Here is a 13,221-nt window from a genome sequence, read left to right as displayed (position 1 = left end):
GCGACATACTATCGCTATCAAAAAAATAGCTTCTCGCGCTTTCTACACCGTAACTTCAACGGCTTTTATCCGTAAAATCTTGTACCAGCAAGCGCGACCAGCTATTGTTTTTGAATCACTCCACGCGCAGCACGTCGGACGGCTTGAAACCCAGGTCGGCCGCCTTGCCCTTGCGCCCGCGCACGGCGCGCGCATTGTTGAGCGAGCGGATCTCCAGCTGCTCCTCGCGCGGCTTGCCGCCACGGCCCACGCCCACGAAGCGCACGCTGCGCGTGTAGGCCGCCGCGCCGGCCAGTTGGTCCTTGGGCTCCAGGTCGATGAGCATCAGCCCGCGGCCGCCCTTTTCCATGAGCTTGAGTTCGGCGATCTCAAACGTGAGCACTCGCCCACCCACGGATGCGCAGCACACATGGGTGGCGGGCGCCAGCGGCTGGCTGCCGCTGGTGAACGCCGCATGCGAGGGGCGGCACAGGCGTTCGCCCTCACCCAGGTTCACAAAGGCCTTGCCGCCACGGTTGCGTGCGGTCATGTGCTCCACGGTAGACAGGAAACCATAGCCGCCCGAGCCCGCAAGCAGCAGCGCTGCGTTGGCCGGTCCGGCGAAGTAGTGCATCGGTTGCGTGCCGGCCTCCAGCTCGATCAGCGTGGTGATGGGCTGGCCGTCGCCACGCCCGCCCGGCAGGCTGGACACCGCCACCGAGTACACCCGCCCGTTGCTGCCGAAGACGATGAGCGTGTCCACCGTGCGGCACTCAAAGGTGCCGTACAGGCCGTCGCCCGACTTGAAGGCGAAGCTGCCCGCCTCGTGCCCGTGGCCCTGGCGCGCACGCACCCAGCCCTTTTCGGACACCACCACGGTGACGGGTTCGTCCAGCACCTTGACCTCGGCCACGGCCTTCTTTTCGGCCTGGATCAGCGTGCGGCGCGCATCGCCGAACAGTTTGGCGTCTGCCTCGATCTCCTTGACCATCAGGCGGCGCAGCGAGGCGGGGTTGGCGAGGATGTCCTCCAGCTTCCCCTGCTCGTCGCGCAGCTCTTTCAGCTCCTGCTCGATCTTGATGGCTTCCAGCCGCGCCAGTTGGCGCAGGCGGATTTCCAGAATGTCCTCGGCCTGGCGGTCCGACAGGTGAAAGCGCGCGATCAGCGCCGCCTTCGGCTCGTCGGCCTGGCGGATGATGGCGATCACCTCGTCGATGTTCAGCAACACCAGCTGCCGCCCCTCCAGGATGTGGATGCGGTCCAGCACCTTGTCCAGCCGGTGCTGGCTGCGCCGCGTGATGGTGGTCTGGCGGAAGTCGATCCACTCCTGCAGCATCTCGCGCAGCGACTTCTGCACGGGCCTGCCGTCCAGCCCCACCATGGTCAGGTTGATGGGCGCGGAAGTCTCCAGGCTGGTGTGCGCCAGCAGCGCGGTGATGAGGTCCTGCTGCGGCACCTTGCCGGTCTTGGGTTCGATGACCAGGCGCACCGGCGCGTCCTTGCTGGACTCGTCGCGCACGCCGTCCAGCAGCGCCAGCAGCGCAGCCTTGAGCTGCGTCTGCTCCTGCGTGAGCGCCTTCTTGCCGGTCTTGACCTTGGGGTTGGTGAGTTCCTCGATCTCCTCCAGCACCTTCTGCGCAGAGACGCCTGGCGGCAGCTCGGTCACCACCATCTGCCACTGGCCGCGCGCCAGGTCCTCGATCTTCCAGCGCGCGCGCACCTTGAGGCTGCCGCGGCCCGTGCGGTAGGCGTCCTGGATGTCCGCATCAGTGCTGATGATCTGGCCGCCGCCCGGGTAGTCAGGGCCGGGGACCAGCGCGAACAGCTCCTCGTCGCTCAACTGCGGCTTCTTGACCAAGGCCACGCAGGCGTCGGCCACCTCGCGCAGGTTGTGGCTGGGGATCTCGGTGGCCAGGCCCACGGCGATGCCGCTGGCGCCGTTGAGCAGCGCGAACGGCAACCGCGCGGGCAGCTGGCGCGGCTCCTGCGTGCTGCCGTCGTAGTTGGGCACGAAATCCACCGTGCCCATGTCGATCTCGTCCAGCAGCAGGCCGGCGATGCGGGTCAGGCGCGCCTCGGTGTAGCGCATGGCCGCCGCGCCGTCGCCATCGCGGCTGCCGAAGTTGCCCTGACCGTCGATCAGCGGGTAACGCTGGTTGAAGTCCTGCGCCAGGCGCACCAGTGCGTCGTAGGCCGACTGGTCGCCGTGCGGGTGAAAGCGGCCCAGCACGTCGCCCACCACGCGGGCGCTTTTGACGGGCTTGGCCGCCACGTTGCGGTTTGGCCCGCTGTAGCCCAGGCCCATGCGGTCCATGGCATAGAGGATGCGCCGCTGCACGGGCTTGAGACCGTCGCACACGTCGGGCAGCGCGCGGCCCTTGACGACCGAGAGGGCGTATTCCAGATAGGCGCGCTGGGCATAGCCGGCCAGTTCCAGGCTGTCGCCGTGGTCGGCGGGCGCGGAGAAGTCGAGAGTGGGTTGGTCGCTCATTCAGTGAAGACAGACTCGGTCGATGACTGCCGGGCCAGGCGCGTGGGCGCAGGCGTGGACATGCGCTGCGCGTCGCCGCGCTCACCGGCATCGGATAGGGAATGGGGCGTGGCGGGCAGTTCCATGCGCACGCGCCCGGGGTTCGCGCGCTGATTGCGCGTCGGTAGCGGCGGCTTGAGCAGCGCATACAGGCCCATCACGCTCTGTACGTAGTTGCGCGTCTCACGGTAGGCGGGCACGCGGTTGCCGGCGCGCTGCACGGCACCCTCGCCCGCGTTGTAGGCTGCCAGCGCCAGGTCCAGGCGGCCCTCGAAGAGATCCATGAGGTAGCGCAGGTAGCGCGTGCCCGCGGCCACGTTGGTGGCGGGGTCCACCAGCTTTTGTTCCACCGAGCGCCTGGCGTCGCCGCTCACGCCGAAGCGGCTGGCGGTGGCGGGCATGAGCTGCATCAGCCCCACGGCGCCGCGCGGTGAAACCGCACGGGTGTTGAAACCCGACTCTGTGGCGATCACCGCCTGCAGCAGCGCGTAGTCCACGCCATGGCGCGCCGACGCCGAGCGCAGGTGCTGGCGCACGAGCTTGTAGTCGTGCGACACCTCGAAGAAGGCCAGCAGCCGCGCCCCCGAGGGACTGGCCGGCCCGGTGGAGACATCGGCCGCACCCTGACGTCCGGTGTTGGAGCCGTCGCGCTCGGAGTCGAAGTCGTTGCCGCGAAAGAACAGCGCGTAACGCTCGTCCAGCTGCTGCGCGGCGAAATGCGTCACCCCGCGCTCGTCCACGAAGGCCCACAGGTCCGCATGCGCGGTTTGCTGCAAAAACAGGAGCGCGCAGCACATGCCAGCCGTGCGCAAAAGCCCCAAAAGGCTGTTACGCATACGGTATCCCAGGCGCGCAGTCATGGCGAGGGTGCCTTCGTCAGATGTCCACATCCACCAGGTCGCCGTGCAGCTCCATGAGCTCGCGGCGCGCGGCGGCCTCGCCCTTGCCCATGAGCTTGGTGATCAGGCCCTCGGTGGCGGAGAAGTCGAACGTGCCCAACTGCACCGGCAGCAGGCGGCGCGTGTCGGGGTTGAGCGTGGTCTCCCACAGCTGCTCGGCGTTCATTTCGCCCAGGCCCTTGAAGCGGCTGATCTGACATTTCTCGCGCGGCACGCCGTCCTTGGCGCACTTGTCGAGGATGCTTTCCAGCTCGGATTCATCCAGCGCATACACCTTGGCCGCGGGCTTCTTGCCGCGCGCCGGCACGTCCACGCGGAACAGCGGTGGCCGGGCGACAAAGATATGGCCAGCCTCGATGAGCTTGGGGAAGTGGCGGAAGAACAGCGTGAGCAGCAGCACCTGGATGTGCGAGCCGTCCACGTCCGCGTCCGAAAGGATGCAGATCTTGCCGTAGCGCAGGCCGGACAGGTCAGGGGTGTCGCTCGGGCCGTGCGGGTCCACGCCGATGGCTACCGAGATGTCATGCACCTCGGTGTTGGCAAACAGGCGGTCGCGGTCGACCTCCCAGGTGTTGAGCACCTTGCCGCGCAGCGGCAGGATGGCCTGGCTTTCCTTGTCGCGGCCCATCTTGGCACTGCCGCCGGCCGAGTCGCCCTCGACCAGGAAGACCTCGTTGTAGGCCAGGTCACGGCTTTCGCAGTCGGTGAGCTTGCCGGGCAGCACGGCCACGCCCGAGCCCTTGCGCTTTTCGACCTTCTGGCCGGCCTTTTGCCGTGTCTGCGCGGCCTTGATGGCCAGTTCGGCCAGCTTCTTGCCGTATTCCACGTGCTGGTTCAGCCACAGCTCCAGCGCCGGGCGCACGAAGCTGGACACCAGCCGCACGGCGTCGCGCGAATTCAGCCGCTCCTTGATCTGCCCCTGGAACTGCGGGTCCAGCACCTTGGCCGCCAGCACATAGCTGGCGCGCGCAAACACGTCCTCGGGCAGTAGCTTCACGCCCTTGGGCAGGAGCGAGTGCAGCTCGATGAAGCTCTTGACCGCGTTGAACAGGCCGTCGCGCAGGCCGCTTTCATGGGTGCCGCCGGCGCTGGTGGGGATCAGGTTCACGTAGCTCTCGCGCACCGGCTGGCCTTCCTCGGTGAAGGCCACACACCATGCGGCGCCCTCGCCCTCGGCAAAGCTCTCGTTGTGGCGGTCGGCGAAGCCCTCGCCCTCGAACAGCGGGATCACCGGGTCAGCGCTCAGCGTCTGCGCCAGGTAGTCGCGCAGGCCACCCTTGTACTGCCAGGTCTGGGTGTCGCGCGTCTTTTCATTGACCAGCTGCACCGTGACGCCGGGCATGAGCACCGCCTTGCTGCGCAGCAGGTGCGTCAGCTCGCCCATCGGAAGGTTGCTGGACTCAAAGTATTTGGCGTCGGGCCAGACGCGCACGGTGGTGCCCTGCTTGCGCTCGCCCGCCTGCAGCGGGCGCGCCGCCAGCGGCTCGGTCACGTCGCCGCCCGCAAACACCAGGCGCGCCACCTGGCCCTCGCGGTGGGTGGCCACCTCCAGCCGTGTGGCCAGGGCGTTGGTGACGCTTACGCCCACACCATGCAGGCCGCCCGAGAAGCTGTAGGCCCCGCCCTTGCCCTTGTCGAACTTGCCGCCCGCGTGCAGGCGGGTGAACACCAGCTCCACGACCGGTGCGTTCTCCTCGGGATGCAGGCCGAACGGAATGCCCCGGCCGTCGTCCTCCACGCTCACCGAGCCGTCGGTGTGCAAGGTCACCTTGATCTTCTTGCCAAAGCCCGCCAGCGCCTCGTCGGCCGCGTTGTCCAGCACCTCCTGGATGATGTGCAGGGGGTTGTCGGTGCGGGTGTACATGCCCGGCCGCTGCTTGACGGGCTCCAGTCCCTTGAGGACGCGGATCGAGCCTTCGGAGTAGTCGCTGGCGGAGGTGGATGCGGGTTTGACTGCCATGGCGGCGGATTGTAGTGCTGGATATAAAACCAGGATGGTGGCGCTTTCTTGCCCCGCCAGCGTGCCGCACAGGGGGGCGCCAAGCAGGCGACACGGGTTTTCGCTACATTCGCCGGATGCACGACGCAACCCGAAAACTGTCCATGGCCCAGGTGCTGATCTGCGGCGCCGCCATCGTCACTCTGTCCATGGGCATCCGGCACGGCTTCGGCCTGTGGCTGCAGCCCATCACCCAGGACATGGGCTGGACACGCCAGACCTTTGCCCTGGCCATGGCCATTCAGAACCTGTCCTGGGGGCTGTTCGGCATCTTTGGCGGCATGCTGGCCGACCGCCTGGGCGCCTTCCGCGTGCTGATCGGCGGCGCAGCGCTCTACGCCATGGGCCTGGCCGGCATGGCGCTGTCTCCCACGCCGCTGCTGTTTTCGCTGACCACGGGCGTGCTGATCGGCGCTGCGCAGGCGGGCACCACCTACGCCATCATCTACGGGGTGCTGGGCCGGCAGATCCCTGCCGACAAGCGCTCCTGGGCCATGGGCGTGGCCGCTGCGGCGGGCTCGTTCGGCCAGTTCCTCATGGTGCCGCTGGAGGGGCAACTGATCCTGCGCCTGGGCTGGCAAGAGGCCCTGCTGGTGCTCTCGGCCATGGTGATCCTGATCGTTCCGCTGGCCTTCGGCCTGCGCGAGCCGGGCTTTCATGGCAGCGCCCCCATCAAACGTACCCAGTCCGTGGGCGAGGCCTTTGCCGAGGCGCTGCGCTACCGCAGCTTCCTGCTGCTCACCGCCGGCTACTTCGTGTGCGGCTTCCAGGTGGTGTTCATCGGTGTGCACATGCCCAGCTATCTGCGCGACCAGGGCCTCACGCCCCAGGTGGCCAGCTATGCGCTGGCGCTGATCGGGCTGTTCAACGTGTTCGGCACCTATATCGCGGGCTCGCTGGGCCAACGGATTCCGAAGCGCCACATCCTGGCGTTCATCTATTTCGCCCGTGCCGTGGCCATCACCATCTTCCTGCTGGTGCCGCTGTCGCCGTTGTCGGTCTACGTGTTCTCGGCCGTGATCGGCGCACTGTGGCTGTCCACGGTGCCCCCCACCAATGCCACCGTTGCGCAGATCTTCGGGGTGCAGCACCTGTCCATGCTCAGCGGCTTCGTGTTCTTCAGCCACCAGATCGGCAGTTTCCTGGGCGTGTGGCTGGGCGGCTATCTGTATGACCGCACGGGCAGCTACGACATCGTGTGGTACCTGGCAATTGTGCTGGGCATCCTCGCCGGCCTGGTGAACCTGCCCGTACGCGAGGGCGCCATCGTGCGCGCCACCCCTCAGGCGGCCTGACCATGCGCACCCTGTACAAGCGGTCGATCGTCGCAGCTGCGCTGCTCGCGGTGCTGCTGGGGGTGTTCGCGCTGTACCTGCAGCCCGACTTCATGCTGACGCTGGCGGACCAGATCTGGGCCTGCTTCTGACGATGGCCCCGCACGGCACCGCCCATGCGCCGCTGCCCGCGGCCTCGGAATGGATACAGCGCTGGTCCCACCTGGTGCCTGCAGGCGGCAGTGTGCTGGACGTGGCTTGCGGTCACGGCCGTCACATGCGCTGGTTCCATGAAAGAAAACACCCGGTAACGGGCATAGACAAAGCGCCAGAAGCTATCGAAAGCATAGCGCCATGGGGCGCAACGATCGTCGCGGATATCGAGGCTAGCCCCTGGCCCCTGCCCGGGCAGCGCTTTGCCGGCGTGGTGGTCACCAATTACCTGTGGCGTCCTTTGCTGCCCACCATCGTGGACAGCGTGGCGCCCGGTGGCGTGCTGCTCTATGAGACCTTCGCCGTGGGCAACGAAACTGTCGGCCGGCCCGCACGGGCCGAATTCCTGCTGAGGCCGGGCGAACTGCTGCAGGCCTGCCGGGACCTGCGCATCGTGGCTTATGAGGAAGGCTTCCTCGACGCGCCCGCGCGCTTCGTGCAGCGCATCGTCGCCGTGCGGCCTGCGCCGTCCATGGACGGGCCTCTGCGCGCGCCTCTGCGCGCGCCGCTGCAGGGCCCCGTCTAGTTAGAATGTCTTTTTACCGTTTTTGAACGCGGACATGACTTCTCCCAGCGCCCCCCTGACCGGCAGCATCGTCGCCCTCGTCACGCCCATGCATGACGACGGCAGTGTGGACTACCCCGCGCTGCGCAAACTCATCGACTGGCACATCGCAGAAGGCACCGACTGCATCGGCGTGGTGGGCACGACCGGCGAATCGCCCACAGTGAACGTGGAGGAGCACTGCGAAATCATTCGCGTGTCCGTGGAACAGGCCGCCAAGCGCGTGCCCATCATGGCGGGCTGCGGCGCCAATTCCACGGCCGAGGCCATCGAGCTGGCCAGGTTCGCCAAGAAGGTCGGCGCCGACAGCCAGTTGCAGGTCGTGCCCTATTACAACAAGCCCACGCAGGAAGGCCAGTACCGCCACTTCAAGGCGATCGCCGAGGCCGTGGGCGACCTGCCGATGGTGCTGTACAACGTGCCCGGCCGGTCGGTGGCGGACATGCAGCACGAAACCGTGCTGCGCCTCACGCAGGTGCCCGGCATCGTGGGCATCAAGGAAGCCACAGGCAACATCGAACGCGCGCAATGGCTCATCCGCGACGTGCCCAAGGGCTTTGCCGTGTATTCCGGCGATGACCCCACGGCCGTGGCGCTCATGCTGTGCGGCGGCCAGGGCAACATCAGCGTGACGGCCAACGTGGCGCCCCGCCTGATGCACGAGCTATGCGTAGCCGCGCTGGCCGGCGACACCCGCCGTGCCATGGAGATCCAGTTCCGCCTGATGCCCGTGCACAAGCAACTGTTCGTCGAGGCCAACCCCATCCCCGTGAAGTGGGCTGTGCAGCGCATGGGCCTGTGCGGCGGCGCTCTGCGCCTGCCCATGACGCCCCTGAGCCAGGGCAACGAAGCCGTGGTCGAGGCCGCCCTGCGCGCCGCGGGGCTGCTCTAAGCTCTAATTTCACCCAGCCTGTTGCCAGCTTGCAGCGTATTTGGAACGCTCCCGGCCGAATCTGGATCAATGAGGATTTTCGCGTGAACGCTACCACCCGTTTGGGCCTGCTGGGCCTTGCCGTGACCCTGTCCGCCTGCTCCGTGCTGGAGAACGACAAGATCGATTACAAAAGCGCCACCAAGGGGGCAACCCTGGAGGTGCCTCCGGACCTGACGCAGCTCTCGCGCGACACACGCTACACGGTGCCTGGCGGCGTCGTGTCTGCTGCCGCTTTCGAAGCCGGCCAGGCGCAACAGCCCCGCGGCGCGGCGAGCGCAGCCCCGAAGTCCATTGGAGACGTACGCATCGAGCGCGACGGCAACCAACGATGGCTGGTGGTGGACCGCCCTGCCGACCAACTGTGGGACCCGGTGCGTGACTTCTGGATCGAAAACGGCTTCGTGTACGTGCTGGAACAACCCAAGCTCGGCCTGCTGGAGACCGACTGGGCCGAAAACCGCGCCAAGCTGCCGCAGGACATCATCCGCTCCACGATCGGCAAGGTCTTCGATTCGCTGTATTCCACGGGCGAACGCGACAAGTTCCGGACCCGCCTGGAGCGCAACGCCAGCGGCGGCACGGAGATCTACATCAGCCACCGCGGCATGGTGGAGGTCTACACCAACACCCAGAAGGACAACACCGTCTGGCAGCCCCGCCCGGCTGATCCGGAACTGGAAACCGAATTCCTGCGCCGGCTGATGGTCAAGCTGGGCGTGAGCGAGGAGCAATCCAAGGCCGCCGCCGCAGCGCCCGTACCCTCCGCCCCGTCCGCGCGTATGGCCACGGTGGACAACGTGCCGGTGGTGCAGCTTGATGAAGGCTTCGACCGCGCTTGGCGCCGCGTAGGCGTGTCGCTGGACCGCACCGGCTTCACCGTGGAGGACCGAGACCGCAGCCAGGGCGTGTACTTCGTCCGCTACGTCGCCCCGACCGAGAAGAAGGAGCAAGGCTTCTTCAGCAAGCTGTTCAGCCGCTCGCCCGACGCGGTGCCGCCGCTGAAGTACCGCATCGTGGTGCGCAGCGAGGGCAACCGAAGCACGGTGTCGGTGCTCAACGCCGCAGGCGCGCCCGAGACCTCCGCCAATGCACAGCGCATCGTGCGCGTGCTCGCGGATGATCTGAAGTAAAAGGGGCGGCGCGGCGCCGCGCCGCTTGCGCCTACACGATGCTGCGCTTTCGCAATCTGGCCAGCGGCAGCACCGGCAACGCCACGCTGGTTGAAGGGCGCAGCGGCGCGCATACCCGGCGCCTGCTCGTGGATTGCGGGCTGGGCATCCGGCAACTGCAATGGCGCCTGGAGGCTGCGGGTACGGCCCCGGCGCAGTTGGATGCCGTCTTCATCACGCATGAGCATTCCGATCATGTGGGCTGCGTGCTGAAGCTCGCCCTGCGCGAACGCATCCCCGTTTGGATGAGCGAGGGCACCTACGGCGCCCTAGGGTCACCCGACCTTGACGGCCTGTTGCATGTGGCGTGCGATGGCGTACCCGTCGATATGGGCAGCTTTTGCGCACATCCTTTCAGCGTGCCGCATGACGCACGTGAACCATTGCACTTGCGCTGCAGCGATGGCGCGACGCACATCGGCCTACTGACCGACCTGGGCCATGCGGCAGAAACGGTGGTGGAACGGCTGCAGGGTTGTCACGCGCTGCTGCTCGAAGCCAACCACGACGCCGACCTTCTGGCGTCGGGCGACTATCCCGTGTTCCTGAAACGGCGCATCGCAGGTCCGCGTGGGCACCTTCCCAACCATGTCAGCGCGGACATCCTGCACGCCGTACATCACCCGAATCTGCGACACGTGGTGGCTGCACACCTGAGCGCACGCAACAACCGACCGGATCTCGTGCAATCCGCTCTGGCGCAAGCTGTGGGGTGGCATGCAAGTGACATCGTAGTGGCCGATCCGCGCGAGGGCACTCCCTGGATCGAGGCCAGCTACTGAGCCATTGCCCAAAAAAGAAAACCCCGACCTTGCGGTACGGGGTTTGCAGCAAGCCCGGCCCCTGGAGGGGCCCGGCATCAGAGTGTTCTTACTTGGCTTCGGAAGCGGCAGCGCCGGTAGCGGCGGCAGCAGCAGCATCAGCAGCCGCCTTGGCGGCATCGGAAGCTGCGTCGGTAGCGGCAGCAGCAGGTGCCTCGACAGACGCTGCGGGCGCGGGAGCAGGTGCGGGCTCAACAGCCGGTGCGGGAGCAGGAGCTTCCACAGGAGCGGGAGCAGGTGCGGGCTCTTCCTTCTTGCCGCAAGCGGCGAGAGCGGCAGCAGCGATCAAAGCAGCCAGAACAACGGAGTTCTTCATTTGGTGTCCTATCAAGGGGAACGATTGTTATCAAACAGCCCAACGCCGCCATCCACGCGGCCTGTCAGGCAGTGGCGCTACGCTTTGCGAAGCAAACGCCGGGGGCAAAACCAGTTCGAAATTATAGAAAGATTTCGTCAATAGTGGATAACACGAATAACTGGCTACCCTTGTTACAAAGAGGGTGAATCCGTCACAGGCCAAGTACGGATGCAGGGAATCCAGGAGTGCTCTTGCGGTCTACCCACTCCTGCAGCGATTCGCGCAGGATGATGCGGCGCTCCGGCTCGGCGCCGGCGACGCCGTTGCACCGCACCGGGTCGTGCCGTTGTAGCGCCCACAGCGGCGACCACAGTGCACTGGGCACATCCTGCGGATCTGCGACGGACGCCTTGCGGCAGACAATGATGTGGTCCCAGCGCACGCGCCACTGCACAAAGCGCGCGTGCCGCCGCACGATTTCATCGAACCCCGCCGCCACCAGCACGAAGCGCCGCCCCGCCCGCGCCCAGTCCTGCAGGGAATTGGCCACGGAGCGCTCCCCCAACGGCCAATCGTGGAAGCTGGCGTCCGACAGGATGAGCTCGGGCCAACCTTCGCGCGCAGCGCATGCCAGGGCATCGCGCACCAGTTGCTGAAATGCCACCCGCCCTTCAAACCGGCCAGCGGGCAGCGATGGCTGTGCGTGCGAGCTGGCGTCTTCCATGGTTTATCTCCGGCGGCGACGCGTCAGGCCTGCGCGCCCGCATGGGCCCAGCCTGCCTCGCACCAGGCGGACAGCAGTTCCAATGCTTCATCGCTCGCCCGCGCGAGGTCCCGCGAGTCCAGCAGACGCTCGTCGGCCAAGCGACGCATCAGTACCGCATCGCGACCGGCCGCGCGATAGCTTTCGCCGTTGATGAACACATGCCTGTCGTCATACATCATGCGCGTGCGCCGGTCCAGCACCACGCTCTCCAGCATGCCCGCCGGAGACGACTCGAACCACACGTTGGGCTTGGGTTCGGTCAGAGCCTCGCCCAGCGCGCACTCCAGCGCCTGAGGCTGCTGCAACGCGCGCTGCACCGCCTTGCGTGCGAAGTCTTGCAACGCGGCCGGGATGGCTCCCGGGTTCGCAACAGCGGACTGCTGTGCGTCACGGTAGATGGCCCCCTCCTCGTCGGCCGCCGCCTCCGCCATGCGCTGCAGCACCTCATGCGCCAACTGGGCACCATTGGGCGAGCGAAAGCCGATGGAATAGGTCATGCATTCCCCCTCGGCAATGCCATCGTGGGCCCAGCCCGGGGGCAGGTAGAGCATGTCGCCGGGCTCGAGCACATGCTCTTCTTCGGGCTCGAAAGCCGCGAGGATCTTCAGCGGCAACCCGGGGCGCAGCGTCTTGTCCTTTTGCCGGCCAATGCGCCAGCGCCGCCGCCCATGGGCCTGCAGCAGGAAGACGTCGTAGTTGTCGAAATGCGGCCCCACGCCTCCGCCGTCGGTGGCATAGCTGATCATCAGGTCATCAAGCCGCGCCTCGGGCACGAAACGGAACTGCTGCAGCAGCGCGTGCACGGCATCGTTGTGCAGATCCACGCCTTGCACCAGCGCGGTCCAGCGCGGCGTGGCCAGGGACGGCAGGGAGCGGCGTGCCAACGGCCCGTGGCGCAGCACCCATTGGCCGGCCTTGTCCTGGATGAAGCGCGACTCCACACCGTCCTGCCCCGCCAGCTCCAGCAGTTCGGCGCGGCTCAACAGCGGCTTGAAGCCGGGGATGGCCTGGCGCACCAGCAGCGGCTTCTTGTGCCAGTGGCGGCGCATGAACTGCGCCGGGCTCAGGCCCCCGAGCAGGGCCAGCGGTTGTTGAACGTCCATGGAATCAAAATGGCCGCGCGCGCGGCAGGGCAGTGAACTGCGACAATTCTCCTATGGAAATTACCGAACAATGTGTGGTCGCCTTGACCTGGGTCTTGAAAGACACGCTGGGCGAGGAACTGGATGTGCTCGACGATCCCGTGGAATTCCTCGTGGGGGGCGACGACCTGCTGGGCCGCATCGACGAGGCCCTGCAGGGCCATGGCGTCGGCGCCGAACTCTCGCTGCACCTGGAGCCCGAGGAAGCTTTTGGGGACTACCAGGACAAGCTGCTCTTCCTGGAGCCCCGCCAGCTGTTTCCCGCGGATATCGAAGAAGGCATGACGTTCGAGGGAACGGCTTTGCCCCAAGGCGTCAACCCCGATGCACCGCGCGACGCGCTGTACACCGTGGCGCAGATCTACCCTGAGCACGTGGTGCTGGACGGCAACCATCCGCTGGCAGGCATCGCACTGCGGCTGCAGCTCAAGGTGCACGCGGTGCGCGAAGCCACGGAGGAAGAAATCGGCCGTGGCACAGCGGGTACGGGGTTCTTCCGCATTCAGCCGCAGGCGCCGGGCAGCGACCTGATCCACTGAACCACGCACCTTTCGACACACAGCCCCAAAAAACGGGCTCCCCTCGGGACTAGCCGTTCCGTTAAGGTGTTGCTAAGCCCTTGATTCAAGCCC

Annotated in this window: 13 protein-coding genes; 7 read left to right on the top strand and 6 right to left on the bottom strand. The window is 66.6% G+C overall.

From position 1 onward, the window contains the following. Positions 1-115: 115 nt before the first annotated feature. From parC to MRB47_RS06470, 3 genes are read right to left on the bottom strand one after another with little or no spacing between them, the layout of a single operon-like run. Entirely contained in the window at positions 116-2,470 is a 2,355-nt protein-coding gene (gene parC / locus MRB47_RS06480; protein WP_252102243.1) for a DNA topoisomerase IV subunit A, read from the bottom strand. Beyond that, entirely contained in the window at positions 2,467-3,345 is an 879-nt protein-coding gene (locus MRB47_RS06475; RefSeq protein WP_252102242.1) for a lytic transglycosylase domain-containing protein, read from the bottom strand. Before MRB47_RS06475 ends, parC begins: the two co-directional genes overlap by 4 nt. A gap of 40 nt (positions 3,346-3,385) precedes the next feature. Further along, complete coding sequence (locus MRB47_RS06470; protein WP_015912658.1) at positions 3,386-5,368, bottom strand: DNA topoisomerase IV subunit B; 1,983 nt, start codon at positions 5,366-5,368, stop codon at positions 3,386-3,388. Between the two features lie 116 nt (positions 5,369-5,484). On the opposite strand from MRB47_RS06470, the gene MRB47_RS06465 reads away from it, so the two are divergent. The 6 genes from MRB47_RS06465 (at position 5,485) to MRB47_RS06445 (ending at position 10,344) form a co-directional block, all read left to right on the top strand. Beyond that, positions 5,485-6,702, top strand: a complete 1,218-nt coding sequence (locus MRB47_RS06465; protein ID WP_015912657.1) for an MFS transporter — start codon at positions 5,485-5,487, stop codon at positions 6,700-6,702. A gap of 2 nt (positions 6,703-6,704) precedes the next feature. Next, the gene (locus MRB47_RS19955) at positions 6,705-6,833 is read left to right on the top strand and encodes a hypothetical protein (protein ID WP_011804451.1); all 129 of its coding nucleotides are present in this window, start codon (positions 6,705-6,707) and stop codon (positions 6,831-6,833) included. Positions 6,834-6,835: 2 nt separating this feature from the next. Next, complete coding sequence (locus MRB47_RS06460; RefSeq protein WP_252102241.1) at positions 6,836-7,420, top strand: class I SAM-dependent methyltransferase; 585 nt, start codon at positions 6,836-6,838, stop codon at positions 7,418-7,420. A 34-nt stretch (positions 7,421-7,454) separates the two neighbouring features. Continuing rightward, complete coding sequence (gene dapA, locus MRB47_RS06455) at positions 7,455-8,351, top strand: 4-hydroxy-tetrahydrodipicolinate synthase (RefSeq protein WP_011804449.1); 897 nt, start codon at positions 7,455-7,457, stop codon at positions 8,349-8,351. 83 nt (positions 8,352-8,434) lie between these two features. Next, the gene (gene bamC, locus MRB47_RS06450) at positions 8,435-9,523 is read left to right on the top strand and encodes an outer membrane protein assembly factor BamC (protein ID WP_015912654.1); all 1,089 of its coding nucleotides are present in this window, start codon (positions 8,435-8,437) and stop codon (positions 9,521-9,523) included. Positions 9,524-9,561: 38 nt separating this feature from the next. Continuing rightward, positions 9,562-10,344: an MBL fold metallo-hydrolase gene (locus tag MRB47_RS06445; RefSeq protein ID WP_252102240.1), complete on the top strand. Its 783-nt coding sequence runs from the start codon at positions 9,562-9,564 to the stop codon at positions 10,342-10,344. Positions 10,345-10,432: 88 nt separating this feature from the next. On the opposite strand, the gene MRB47_RS06440 is transcribed toward MRB47_RS06445, so the two are convergent. The 3 genes from MRB47_RS06440 to MRB47_RS06430 all read right to left on the bottom strand — a co-directional run bounded on the left by MRB47_RS06440 (position 10,433) and on the right by MRB47_RS06430 (position 12,550). Then, complete coding sequence (locus tag MRB47_RS06440) at positions 10,433-10,699, bottom strand: hypothetical protein (RefSeq protein WP_041835919.1); 267 nt, start codon at positions 10,697-10,699, stop codon at positions 10,433-10,435. A gap of 193 nt (positions 10,700-10,892) precedes the next feature. After that, positions 10,893-11,405: a hypothetical protein gene (locus tag MRB47_RS06435; protein WP_252102239.1), complete on the bottom strand. Its 513-nt coding sequence runs from the start codon at positions 11,403-11,405 to the stop codon at positions 10,893-10,895. A gap of 23 nt (positions 11,406-11,428) precedes the next feature. After that, entirely contained in the window at positions 11,429-12,550 is a 1,122-nt protein-coding gene (locus tag MRB47_RS06430; RefSeq protein WP_252102238.1) for a cupin domain-containing protein, read from the bottom strand. A gap of 53 nt (positions 12,551-12,603) precedes the next feature. Here MRB47_RS06430 and MRB47_RS06425 point away from each other — a divergent pair, with 53 nt between their 5' ends. Beyond that, a complete protein-coding gene (locus tag MRB47_RS06425) occupies positions 12,604-13,128 on the top strand; it encodes a peptidylprolyl isomerase (RefSeq protein WP_252102237.1) in 525 nt (174 codons plus the stop codon). Positions 13,129-13,221 lie beyond the last annotated feature (93 nt).

Source organism: Diaphorobacter sp. LI3 (genome assembly GCF_022807955.1).
In the GTDB taxonomy this organism is placed as follows: Bacteria; Pseudomonadota; Gammaproteobacteria; order Burkholderiales; family Burkholderiaceae_C; genus Diaphorobacter; species Diaphorobacter nitroreducens.
The sequence above is the reverse complement of the archived record's forward strand: the minus strand, read 5'-3'. Positions and strand labels throughout refer to the sequence as shown.

Bases quoted from the DNA above. Each gene is read 5' to 3' on its own strand.
- parC (WP_252102243.1), bottom strand. From the start codon at position 2,470: ATGAGCGACCAACCCACTCTCGACTTCTCCGCGCCCGCCGACCACGGC.
- MRB47_RS06475 (WP_252102242.1), bottom strand. From the start codon at position 3,345: ATGCGTAACAGCCTTTTGGGGCTTTTGCGCACGGCTGGCATGTGCTGC.
- MRB47_RS06470 (WP_015912658.1), bottom strand. From the start codon at position 5,368: ATGGCAGTCAAACCCGCATCCACCTCCGCCAGCGACTACTCCGAAGGC.
- MRB47_RS06465 (WP_015912657.1), top strand. From the start codon at position 5,485: ATGCACGACGCAACCCGAAAACTGTCCATGGCCCAGGTGCTGATCTGC.
- MRB47_RS19955 (WP_011804451.1), top strand. From the start codon at position 6,705: ATGCGCACCCTGTACAAGCGGTCGATCGTCGCAGCTGCGCTGCTCGCG.
- MRB47_RS06460 (WP_252102241.1), top strand. From the start codon at position 6,836: ATGGCCCCGCACGGCACCGCCCATGCGCCGCTGCCCGCGGCCTCGGAA.
- dapA (WP_011804449.1), top strand. From the start codon at position 7,455: ATGACTTCTCCCAGCGCCCCCCTGACCGGCAGCATCGTCGCCCTCGTC.
- MRB47_RS06445 (WP_252102240.1), top strand. From the start codon at position 9,562: ATGCTGCGCTTTCGCAATCTGGCCAGCGGCAGCACCGGCAACGCCACG.
- MRB47_RS06440 (WP_041835919.1), bottom strand. From the start codon at position 10,699: ATGAAGAACTCCGTTGTTCTGGCTGCTTTGATCGCTGCTGCCGCTCTC.
- MRB47_RS06435 (WP_252102239.1), bottom strand. From the start codon at position 11,405: ATGGAAGACGCCAGCTCGCACGCACAGCCATCGCTGCCCGCTGGCCGG.
- MRB47_RS06430 (WP_252102238.1), bottom strand. From the start codon at position 12,550: ATGGACGTTCAACAACCGCTGGCCCTGCTCGGGGGCCTGAGCCCGGCG.
- MRB47_RS06425 (WP_252102237.1), top strand. From the start codon at position 12,604: ATGGAAATTACCGAACAATGTGTGGTCGCCTTGACCTGGGTCTTGAAA.